Raw genomic sequence first — 11,985 nt, 5'->3', positions numbered from 1 at the left:
TGATATTTTTTTACTTATGGATCGCATGAAAGTGAGAGCTTTTTACCCCTTTTAAACGGACGAAAATAAATCCGGATCATTTCCGGATTCATTGATTCCCATGTTTCTAAACTCTATACGGTGTAGCAGGTATTATGTTTCGACAGGATTCACGGCAGCACGAATGAAGGCTGAAAAAAGCAAATCCCGGTGATGTAAGTCATCTATACGTTCAGGATGCCATTGAACGCCCAACTGAAAAGATCGTCCCTGAACGGAGAGGGCTTCAGGAATACCATCCGGAGCCTGAGCGATGATATTCAATCTCTGACCTGCACAGTCTGGATCCACCGCCTGATGATGGTAAGAATTGACAACAAGTTTTGTTTCCGAAAAAATCCCGGCAAGAAGAGAACCTTCCAAGATATTTATGTGATGATAGAATTCACCGGTATGCCGCATTCCGGTTTCAAGATGTTGAATCAACCGGCCACCAGCGGCAATACTCATTATTTGTACTCCGGCACAAATGGCAAGTAGAGGTTTTTCCTGTTTTAAAACCTGTTTCATCATCATTAAATCATGATTTGTCCTCCGGGGGTGAGCCAGTTCCATGTCAGGTAACACTTTCCCTCCATAAAGAGAAGGATCATAATCATCTCCACCGACAAAAAGAAATCCATCCAAAAAGTCAAAATAGAGTTCCAGGTGTTTATCATCTTCAAAGGGAGGAATCACTACCGGAATTCCACCATTATCGTAAACGGCCTCAAGATACCTCCCGGGTACCGTGATCCAGGGTGCCTTCTTTCTCTCTTCAAAATTATTATTCACCCCTATCAAAGGCTTTTTTTCTTTAACTGTTCTCATCTCATATCCACTAAACACAATTCATCATTCATCATTCATTCTTAATTCATCATTCATCATTCTTCATTCATTAAAACCAATATTTCAACTTCATTCTGAATCGAAATTCATTATACTCTTTTTCCACATCCACTTCATCACTTACGACGATTAAATCCATATTTCCGTCTAATGTAAAGTTTTTCATAATCTTGTAACCGGCACCGGCTTTGAGGGTAAACTTGCTATTATCAAGCTGAATTTCATCAATATAGGACTCACCATCATTATACTGACCGTCCTCATTGGAATCAGTATAGGATTCCCCGGGATCAAACAAGCCGTTTTTATCCCGGAATCCATCCACCATGCTATAGCCAATGTATGTGTTTAGCCGGTTATTCATCCATTTATACCCGACCCGGCTGCTGTGAATGATAAAACGCGTCCCGGCCTGAGTGACATCTTCAGGATCCGTCGTTGAAAATCCACCCCCCAGCGTCATGGAAAGAGGGAATTCAAAACCGGCTGTTAAAGCAGTTGTCAGGGATTGGGTGAGATAATTTGTGTTATAGTCATCCGTGGAATTTGCATCCTCATAATTCATTAACATATAGCTGGCATTGATATTGAACTGTGTTTTAAATGCTGTAAACTGATAGGAAGGACTCACTGTATGAGTTATGGTCACATTATCATTCAGGGTAAGTTCTTCGGGATTCTCATATCCTTCTGCCGGCTCGCCCAGGCGGTTCATAATCCGCATGGAATAATTCACCATAGGTAAACCAAAAAAATTGAGTCCGATCCCTCCCACGATGGATTCAGTATTTGTGGTTTGATTCTTGGTGTTTCCCGCAACATTGTCGAAGGTATTTTCATAGCGGCCTGTTAAAGACAATTGGTTTTTAATCAAGCGAATCCTGGCTCCGGACCGGAGACCCATAATGTCGGTCTGCAAAGATGGGTTGCCAATTGTAACAAAATTAGCCGGAACCCTGAAATATTCAGAATTCAAATCAACCTGGAGCCATTTTAAATCAAGGGGTGTGCGAAATGCAATTCGGTAGGTCCCTCTCTTGACCACATCTTCAATCAGATAGGAAGCGGGATCGAAATCATCCAGATCCGGAAAGGGAATTGAAAGTCCCATCCCCTGAGCGCTTCCCAGAAAGATATCATCCGTCAGAGGATAACCCAATAAATCATTGATATCATTGAGCAGGGTTGTATCCAGTCCGCCTTCATGTATCAATAGAGAGTCATCCGCCCTGAGATCGTTGGTAGCGGAAATTGCCAGTTCTGCTGACAAAACCGTTCGTTCATGATTGAAATGAAGCTCGGAATTGAGTCCCACAACCGAATTCGCCAAAAACAGATAATGATCCTCCAAAGGTTCATATTCCAAATTGAGAGAACTCACATCGTCGTAAGATTTAAAGGCGGAAACCCCTAGACGAAAATGGCGATAAAAATCCATAGAAGTAGAAAGTCCCCTAAACTCCCGGACAGGTGTTCCTTTATCATGATTCACATACAGTGTATCCCCGGTAAGATTTCGCATCATCTGCCAATGTATTGAATCGGGGTGAGTTTCCACGATAGGCTTGATAAGCTGCCGGGTTGTTCCCTGCACATAAGCTGTATGCCACCATCCCAGCTTGAGCCAGGCAGACAATCCGCGGACCCGGGTTCCTTTTAACGTCAACTCAGTAAATTCCGGTGAAGCATCACCAAAAGTCACATCCAGGAGAGGAGACCTGAAATCAACACGCAAACGGTTTAGTGGCTGTCTGCGCAGACTCAAATCATGGGCCTTTTCATCCATCACATGGGCATTCAGGAGGGCTGAAGTGTTCAATTGGATTTTGCCATAGCGGAACCGGACCCTTGCCGATGCTTTGTGGACATCCATGGGACGGTTTTCCGGTTGTTCTTTCCCGTAGAATATGTCATAATCAGAATCGAGTCCTACATTCGCATTAATTTTCAGTTTATCCTGCCACGCCGGTCGTTCTCCACGATCTGCAATGGGACTTCCTTTCCCGATACTGACGGGATAACGTTTCATAAAGAGAGGTTTTCCACTCTGATCTTGCAGCAAAATCTTCACTTCCTGAGAACCACCCGAAAGTTGTCTTTCCGGGATGTAAGTCATAACCGCTCCATCCCGGATTAATTTACCGGAGACATCGGTAGTATTTAAAACAACCCGTAAATTGTTTTTTTCCAACAAATTATCCGGATCATGGACAAGAAAGACAAATGTCGGTTTATCATCATCCGTCTGAACATTGGGCTCGGGATAGAGCATTTGAATGGAAAAACGCTCCGGTTCAATCTCTGACTCAAACCGTCCAACTTTGATCCGCAACGGATTTCGTTCTCCACCTTCCGGATAGAATGCCTGATTGTTATAGGCATCCTTTGCCCAGAAATAGTACTCCAATACACCTTCAATCACTTCAAAACCGGGAATCTCTGCGATATAATTTACATCCTTTTCCATTTCTACGGACGTAAATCCACGGGTTTCTCTGGTTTTATAATAAAGACGGACCGATTCAAGGGGGGAAGCATCGGAAATAACAATTTCAAACTGGATAGGGCTTCCGGCCGTAATATTTCCAATTTGGGGGACCGACACAAATGTGGGAGGCTGTCCGTCATCCTGGGCAAAAAGTGAAAGAGCAAAGCCAAATACCATCAATGTGATGTTGCGACACTTCATGGGACATCTCCCCGTCATTTAGGTTCAACAAGTATTCTGAGACTGATGGTCCCGTCAGGGTTTTCTACCTGTATGATATCCAGCACTTCATACTCTCCTTTATCCACTTTATTCAGAACATCATTCACCGTTTCACCGGCCCCACTGATTTTGGCCGTCTCAAGTGTTCTGTTTTCAGAAAGTTCTCCAATTTTCTGGATTTTCGAAGAGGTCCCTAACTTTTCCACATCCCTGGCAATTTTCTTTTTCTGTTCCACCGTTCTGTCAAATTCAAACATCACTTTTTTGGATTCCGCTCCATCCATGGATAGGGTACATCCAAAATCCCCGGGATTGAGTCCCTTGATTACAAAGGTCCCGTTACCATTTGAGACGGGAACCTCTGTCTGATCCTTCAAAGCACCGGAAGAAACTCCCACGATCATGGAGGGAGAATCGGACACGATGGTCATCTTGCCGGAAAATTGATTGGCTGTTTTACTGGAGGACAGATCTCTCACCTGAACAGCCACATTGACCGGCTGCCCCGCCGGGATTTTCCCTTGCTTTTCAGGAACCACATGGAATCCCCATTCCGGTTCGATTTCATCTTTCCATCCGGGAATTTCTGATTTTTTCAGTTTGGAAACCCGTTGCGGTTTTTGCTGGGGTTCAATACGGGACATGGTCATTTCCCGTGCCAGGATCGTTCCCAGTTCGTTGCTGAATTCCACAGATCCACTGATTACAAAAAGATCTGAAATATTTTCAATTTGATCGTACAAAAGATCAAATTCCGTACCTTTTACAGATGCAACAGAGACAGGAGTTTGAATCTTAAACTCACCCTTTTGCTTCTGTACTTTCGTCCACACCTCTCCCTGGGTTAGATACAAATCTGTATTCTGTACAGATTGGGACACCTGCTGAGCACGTATTTCAAGCTCTGTGAGCTCTCTGATTTTCAATTGGGATCCATCCATAAAGACGATGGCTGCAAATTCATCCCCATTCGTCTTCAGCCAGTCACCATCATAGAGAATTTGTCCAACGTAACTTTGTTTATAGATTTTCCCCTCTGCAGGTCTCACCATCACATTCCCTTTAATCTTAATGACTGCAGCTACTTTTTCTGCTGCCGTAAGGGACAGTGACAAAATCAGAAGCAGCAAGAGAGTCTTATTCAGGTGTTTCATTATTCACCTCCTTCGGCAGCAGAGAAGATTAATTCAATTTCAATCACCTGTCCCTTAATTCTGAATTTACCGGTTTGGGAAGGATCCGCCAGATGATTCCCTTCTTCATCCGAAGAAATGACCCGGCAGAAATAATCCACCGATGGACTCAAAGGTACCGGTGCTTCTGCAGGATAGGAGAACTGATTGGTACTCAGGGGAGGTGATTCAAATAAAACCGATGTAAAATCACTGCTGGTACTGATTTGAACAATCACATGACTCACACCGGTAGGCCTTTTCCAGGAGAAGGAAATATTTCCCGGTTCGAACAATTCATCGAGAGGATACTCCAGGGTTGTAATCCGGTCGCCGGACAGGCTGAACTGAAAGGGAACAGACCATGAAAAAGGACTCGCGCCGGAAATAAGGCTTCGAACCCTCCAGTAATAATTTTGATCATTTTTCAGCTCACTTCCGGCTCCTTCTGGAAGACTGACATTGGGTTCCCTTACCCGGTCATGGTTCCAGATTAAAGAGGTAAATTCTTCATCTTCAGCAATCATGATTTCATAGCGGTCTGCATGACGAACCGTTGACCACGTAAATACCATGGCAGAAGAATAGACTTTCTCTCCATTTGCCGGAGATTCGAGGGTGGGTATCATATTGGATACCACCTGAAAGGTGAGCACATTGCTCCAATCTGTCAAAGGATTGTTCCCATCATCCAAAGCCCTCACGCGGGCATAAATATCCTGCCTTTCCTCAAAGTAACCGGAAGATACCGGCTGAAACTCTTTTGCTTCCACCCTTTCAGTCCGGGCGTCACTAAAGCCCTCATCATAGGAAAAGCTCACTTCATACCGGACACTGCCTTCCGGTTCACCACTCCAGGCCAGACGTAAGCGGTCTGCCGGATATATTCCCTGATTGGCCGGTGTGACAAAACGAAGTGTCCCTTCATCCTTGTCTTCAGCAATTAAGGGTAATTCCTGAAATGCAAAGGAAAGGACCGGTGATACAACCGTACCTTTTGATGGATGGATGCCACGGACTCGCCAATAATAGGACTTATTTTCCTGAAAAATCCCGACTTCCCCGTCATACACCACCTGTTTTTCGGATGTTTCCCGTGCATAGAGGTAAGACTGGAAACTTTCATCTTCGGAAATTTCCAGAACAAAGGTCAGGTTTTCCGGGCATGACCAGTTAAAAGTTGGAAGATCTGTGAGTGAAGCCCCGGATGGGGGTGATTCAGGCAGGATATCCGGTCCCGGGGAACTCCGGTAAGATTTTACCCTGCTCCAGTCTCCCCAGGGTTCGTCATGATATCCCAGTCCTCGAACCTGCCAATAATAAAGGGTACCCCAGAAGAGATCAAACTGATCTTCCGTAATCAGATTTTGACTGACAACCGTTTCTATAACCTCGCTTCGGAAATCAGGATCCGGGGAGAGTCTCACTTCATATTGGGGCGCCGGAGGAATGGCAGGATCCCACATGAGGAGACTTTCGGACAAGACCGGCGGAACAACGGGCTCGATATAGACCCGCCGGATTTCAGATGGAATTCCATGCACTTCATCATTTGCCAGGGGCGTAATTTGAAAATAGACATTGGAATCGAAAGAGAGTCCCAACTCCTCTCTATCGAGGTTTACCGTCATTCCCGTCATGGCGTCCAGACGCCAGATCTCATCCATACCTTCTGCATCAGAATAAGCTGTCAGGCGATAAGTATCTGCTCCGGTGACGGAATTTGTCCTTTCCACCGAAATCTGATCCTGATCTCTGAGCCAGTTTGCCACAATTCCCACCTGTTGATTGGCTCCCGGTTGGGATGGTAGAATGACTTCATACACCCTGGATCCATTTCCCAAAGGCATACCATCCCGTAAAAGCACCAGCTGCACAAACATTTGTTGGTTGTATTCAAAGAAATCGTCGGTCACAAGAGCCGGCAAAGCATTGGTAGAATACTCTTCCGAATGGATGGGTGTTGACAGTTCAGGATCTGTACCAGCATTGACCAGGACAGACTGAGCAAATGATAATGGCTGGGTATATCGAACCATAAAACCCGGATTTCCAGATGGATCGGGTTCTACCATAAATGGCTCATAAAGTGCTGAAATAAAGGTTGCAGGATTGATGACAACCGGTTCGTGGGTGGCTGCCATGACCATCCCTGAAGAGAGGGCCTGGACCGTCACATATACCTGATCATATTCTGCAATCTGATTCCACACATCCTCAAGGGGATATGGAAATCCCAGGGTTGAAAAATCCGTAATGACCTCTTCTCCCCCGGCATCCGATGACAGGGTAATCACATATTCATCAACTCCACTGACGCCCTGGATCAGTTCCACGAGGGGTTGAAGAGGATTTTGCGGATTCTGGCTCAGACGGATAAACAAATCCTCCTCATTAAACAGGTCAAGATTCAGAGGCCGGGGAACATCCCAGAAGAAGGTGCTCCCATCCAGTGTTATCCCGATTTGGCCGTAAAGGGTCATTTCAGGTGTTATCCGCAGATCATTCACCGGCAAACGCAAAGAGGTTTCCAACAGCATATCGGAACTCCATAAAGGCTGGGTCAGGCGCCCGTCTTCCTGGATATCCGGCATATCGGAAATCAGAATCTCGTATCCCTGTGCTGAGGCATAGGCAGACCAAAACGCTGTGAGATCCCGGTTTGTCAGCGACCAGTCCACCACAGGAAAATCCAGGGTTTTTACAGAAAAAGAGTAGGTGACTGATGGGTCTCCCGCTACCTCATCGGGATTAAGGGGAATAACCTGCCAAAAATAGGTTTCTCCAGGCTGTAAAGGAACATCTGCATCGGTGGGGTACTGATACATTTTCTGACGTAAAACCGTTGTAAAAAAGGGATTTTCAACATTTGGATCATCAGCAGATGACACATGTAATTCAAACAGATCCTGTCCTGCCGGAGCTTCCCAAGAAAATACAGGATTGGGTTCGGCCTGGTTTTCTCCATTGACAGGAGATTGCAGTGAGAGATTGGAAACTCTGAAATTGCTGATAACTGTGTGATCATCCGGTAGTCCAAGCATGGTTTCATTGGCATCCAGGGGAATCAGTTTCCAGAAATATTGCCGGCCTGGATATAACCAGCCGTTTTCATCCATCCGCAATTTATAGGGGAGTGTTTGGATGACTGTATTGAGGACATTCCCGATATCCACCGTCTGATCATTGATATCGCTGATCCGGAGTTCATAATAGGGGATCGCCGCAGGGACATCTGCATTAAAGGTGGGTAAAACAGAAAAAATTTCATCCCCCGTAACGGGCTCTGTCAACTGGATGGGAGAAACGGTAAAAGTGCTGATATCACTCCAGGGCGAAGGATCGGGTCCGGGATTCATGCGGACTTTCCAGGCATAGCGTTTACCGGGAACCAGAGGTTCTTCTTCAAGGGGATAGGTATAAGGGAGACTTTGGATCGGATCACTTTGCCACCAGGGATTCTCCACCATAGGGTCGATATCTGCTTCACTGAGCCAGATTTCATATTCCTGTGCACAAGCCACCACATCCCAGTTAAAAATCGGATTGACACTGTTGACTGCTGCTCCGTAAGCAGGTGAGGACATCCGGTCCTGGGTTATCCGCTTGCCATAACTGAAAATGTACACCGGACTCGTGATGGGATCGGGCCAACCCCAAATTCCCTGCTGGCCGATATAATCGTAACCATCAATATACTCCCTGGCTTCCACCTGCCATACATACTCATAACCACAGGCCAATTCCCGTTCGCTGGAAGGATACTGAAGGGATACGGTCCGGACTGTTCCCGTTTCAGGGACTCTGTAAATGGACGCATAGGATTCTTCCCAGCGTGTATCCAAAAATACAGCGGTCACATCTTCAAAAGCGTCTTCATAACTGCTATGGATTTCAGGGTCATATTGGGCTACTTTGAGTCTGTAATCGATCACCACACCTTGACGGAATCCTGGGGAATCCCAGCGAAACCAGGGTTGAAAATCCGTCACATCCGCCCGCTGGATGGGTTCATTTAATACAATTTTACTGGATAAAATATTTGTCAGACTTTCACCGGGTACCTGAGCTTCCGGTTTATCCCAGGTCCAGTTCTGGTTGTAACTATCATCCACATAGCTATGATCCCAGGATAAATCCAACAACCGGTTTCCGTCTGTATCCATCACCAGTCGTGAATCGCTATCTGTATCAGACCGTCGTACATTTTCCCACGCAATCATTTTAATATCATATTTACCGGCCGGCAGATAGCCGTTGGTTTCAATCATATCCTGGAATTTCTGGGTAATTTCAAAGACCATCATCCGGTCTTCGGTAAAGCTGGAATTCATCAGCAGGACCGTTGAATTGGCCGATACTTCATAGGGATCCGTCACGCCCCAGGCGATAGGATTATCGCTTTCAGAAATGCCGGAAACATTCTGGACGCTAAGACGGAATTCCACATTTACATACATGACATCATCCGTCTTGTTCATCAGGCTGACTGTCCACAAATTAATGTTGGGATCATTCCAGCTTTGCAGCGTGAATTGCCCCGTCATTAACAACCGGACTTCAATATCCAGCTCTTCTCCCATCGGAGCCGCATCTGCAAAATGTATACATAATAAAAGGGCCAGTATCAAAATGGAAAGTTTTTTCATGAGGGGTCCCTCCCTGAATAAGGATATTGTGGGTAATTTATAAAAAATTCCTGTTCATGTTACATTATACTTTTAAATATCATACCATGCAAGGCAACTGAACAAATATTCCAAAGGATATGACGGCTCTCACATTGATGAGCCGGAGCTAAAATGTCTCCGCCAGCACCCGGTGTTCCACTTCTCTCATAATGTGGTGCCGGCTGATGAGGCCAATGATTTTTTGATGAGTCTCATCCGTTACAATATATTCACCATATCCCTTTTGATTCATAAGGGCAAGGGCTTTATCCAGGGGCGTATGGGGATATATCATATCTTTGGGAGGATCGGTCATCACATCAGAACTTACCATCCATTGCCAGAGGGAGGGATCCGGTAAAACCTGGCGGATACCGCTGACACTCAGCAGGCCGATCCACTCACCCGACCGCTTGACAACCGGAAATATTGACTGGTCCGCCTGGGCCATCATATCCACGGCTTTTTCCAGGGGCAGGTCTTCGTAGAATATTACAGGTTTAGGATTTAAAACTTCAGATGTTTTCATTTCTGCCAGGACATCTTCAATGGTCACATTTTTTCCTGCTTCGCCGGATTTTTTCACAATCCATTTGACCATGGGAGGGCCGATAAGCTGGACAATAAACGTTGTGGTCGTCACGCCGAAAATCACCACATCCCCAAGAGACATGGAAGAAGAGACCGGAATATGCTGCAGGTGATGGCTGGCCATGATGGACAGACCGATAGCTACACCACCCTGGGCGAAGAGCCCCAGACCTGCGTATTTTTTAACAACCGGGGCGGTTTTGGACAACACCGCGCCAAACCAGGCACCTGCAATTTTTCCCAAAGTACGTGCGACCACATAGACTCCGATCATCAGCCAGAGCCATCCCGGCATGGCATATAAGGTCAACCGGGCACCGACCAGGACGAAAAAGAGGATATAAATGGGATCGGAAAAGTTCTTCAGTTGCTGAATGACTTTTTTACTCCGTTCATAATCCAGATTCACCACGACAATCCCCATGGTCATGGATGCCATAATCACATCCATTTTAAAAAATACAGCCGTCCCAATGGTTAATAGTAACAGACCAATTGCAGAGGGTAAAATCACTTCCAGTTTGTCAGTATAGCGAAGAATCCATTTGAGAATGAAGGCAGCAATAAAGCCAGTCAGAATAGCACCGCCTAATTCCACACTGATGCGGAGTATTTGTTCCAGCCAGTTGACACCTTCCCCTGCTAAGATGCCGGCGATACCGGTCCCCACACCGTACAATGTCATTGCCAGGGCATCATCCAGGGCCACAATAGCAATGAGAGTGGTTGTTAAAATCCCGGCAGACCGGTATTCCCAAATGACATTGATGGTGGATGCCGGATCCGTGGCACTGGCAATGGCACCAAAAATAATCCCGGCAGCGATGGCACCGGACCAGCTTCCCATCACCGTGTAAAGAATCACAGTAATAGGCAATCCAACCAGGAAAAATGTCAGTAAACCTTCAGAAATCAGGATAGCAGCAAATTGTTTCCCATATTTTTGAAGTGTGGAAAAACGGATTTCCGCACCGACAAGAAACCCGATAATCCCCAGGGCAAAGTAGTTAAAGGAACTGAGAGCCTGGATATCTTCCTGAGTCACCAGGCGGATCCCCCCTTCCCCCAGGAGTACACCCAAGAGGATATATCCCAAAACCTGAGGAATACTCAATCGCCTGGCCATCAAGGCACTGAGAATCCCCCCAAACACACCAATTCCAAAAATAATCAGAATGCCCGGATTGAGTCCCGTCATGACAAATCCTTCCCTGTAAAGACAGACCAAATTTCATGTTCTTCCGCTGTCAACAAGGCTTTGACCACCGATTCATCTTTCATACGGGCGCTGACCAGAGATAGAAGCCGGATATATTCAGCATGCTGATCGCGTCCTGCTGCTATCATAATAATATAATGGACCGGCAGACCATCCAGAGAATCGTAGTCTATAATCCCTTTCCGGGAGACACCCAAAGCCATCACCGGAGATTTGACCGATGTCAGGCGGACATGGGGAACGGCAATCCCCCAGCCGATGCCGGTACTCATCAAATCCTCCCGCTGGTGAAGAGCATGCATCAGCTCTTCCTTTGATTTCATCCTACCCGTCTGAATAATCAAATCTGCCAGTTCCTCCAATGCCCCCCACTTATGCTCTGATTGGAGTAATTTTACTGATTCCGGTTTCAGGACGGCAGGAACCGTCAGACTGAATTCTTTGGATTCAGAGGGAATCCGGGGCGTGAGCCGTCGGTTAACCCAGTTTTCAATATCAGACCGTTTGAAACGCCAGGATGTGCCGATCTTACCACCGGGAATATCCCCTTTCTGGACCCACTCATATACCGTCCGTTCGGATACCCGTAAATAATCAGCCACTTCTTCAAGAGTCATAATTTCGTTCATCTTCGTCCTCCTGTCTTAAATTAGTACAATTTTCGTGTATTTTCAATTATTTTCAATTAATTACTTCACAGTTTATATATTTCCATAAAATTCATATAGAATCCATATTAATGACCTGTTTGCA

General features: G+C 45.9%; 6 protein-coding genes. All 6 read right to left on the bottom strand.

The window, feature by feature from the left end; all coding sequences use genetic code 11:
* Positions 1–132: 132 nt before the first annotated feature.
* Positions 133–849, bottom strand: coding sequence for a gamma-glutamyl-gamma-aminobutyrate hydrolase family protein (locus strainIA91_RS05375; protein ID WP_400168103.1), 717 nt, complete (start codon positions 847–849; stop codon positions 133–135).
* A 70-nt stretch (positions 850–919) separates the two neighbouring features.
* On the bottom strand, positions 920–3,559 hold the full coding sequence (locus tag strainIA91_RS05370; RefSeq protein WP_400168102.1) for a hypothetical protein: 2,640 nt from the start codon (positions 3,557–3,559) through the stop codon (positions 920–922).
* A 14-nt stretch (positions 3,560–3,573) separates the two neighbouring features.
* Positions 3,574–4,734 (bottom strand): FecR domain-containing protein, encoded by a 1,161-nt coding sequence (locus strainIA91_RS05365; RefSeq protein WP_400168101.1) that lies wholly within the window; start codon positions 4,732–4,734, stop codon positions 3,574–3,576.
* The gene (locus tag strainIA91_RS05360) at positions 4,734–9,401 is read right to left on the bottom strand and encodes a hypothetical protein (RefSeq protein ID WP_400168100.1); all 4,668 of its coding nucleotides are present in this window, start codon (positions 9,399–9,401) and stop codon (positions 4,734–4,736) included. The genes strainIA91_RS05365 and strainIA91_RS05360 overlap by 1 nt, the downstream gene beginning before the upstream one ends.
* A 148-nt stretch (positions 9,402–9,549) precedes the next feature.
* Positions 9,550–11,211 (bottom strand): cation:proton antiporter, encoded by a 1,662-nt coding sequence (locus strainIA91_RS05355; RefSeq protein WP_400168099.1) that lies wholly within the window; start codon positions 11,209–11,211, stop codon positions 9,550–9,552.
* Entirely contained in the window at positions 11,208–11,861 is a 654-nt protein-coding gene (locus strainIA91_RS05350; protein WP_400168098.1) for a PTS sugar transporter subunit IIA, read from the bottom strand. Before strainIA91_RS05350 ends, strainIA91_RS05355 begins: the two co-directional genes overlap by 4 nt.
* Between the last annotated feature and the right edge of the window lie 124 nt (positions 11,862–11,985).

Source organism: Candidatus Neomarinimicrobiota bacterium (assembly GCA_041154365.1).
Taxonomy (GTDB): domain Bacteria; phylum Fidelibacterota; class Fidelibacteria; order Fidelibacterales; family Fidelibacteraceae; genus Fidelibacter; species Fidelibacter multiformis.
This window is presented reverse-complemented; position numbering and strand designations above follow the sequence as displayed.

Coding starts and splice junctions, on each gene's coding strand:
- strainIA91_RS05375 (WP_400168103.1), bottom strand. CDS start 849: ATGAGAACAGTTAAAGAAAAAAAGCCTTTGATAGGGGTGAATAATAAT.
- strainIA91_RS05370 (WP_400168102.1), bottom strand. CDS start 3,559: ATGAAGTGTCGCAACATCACATTGATGGTATTTGGCTTTGCTCTTTCA.
- strainIA91_RS05365 (WP_400168101.1), bottom strand. CDS start 4,734: ATGAAACACCTGAATAAGACTCTCTTGCTGCTTCTGATTTTGTCACTG.
- strainIA91_RS05360 (WP_400168100.1), bottom strand. CDS start 9,401: ATGAAAAAACTTTCCATTTTGATACTGGCCCTTTTATTATGTATACAT.
- strainIA91_RS05355 (WP_400168099.1), bottom strand. CDS start 11,211: ATGACGGGACTCAATCCGGGCATTCTGATTATTTTTGGAATTGGTGTG.
- strainIA91_RS05350 (WP_400168098.1), bottom strand. CDS start 11,861: ATGAACGAAATTATGACTCTTGAAGAAGTGGCTGATTATTTACGGGTA.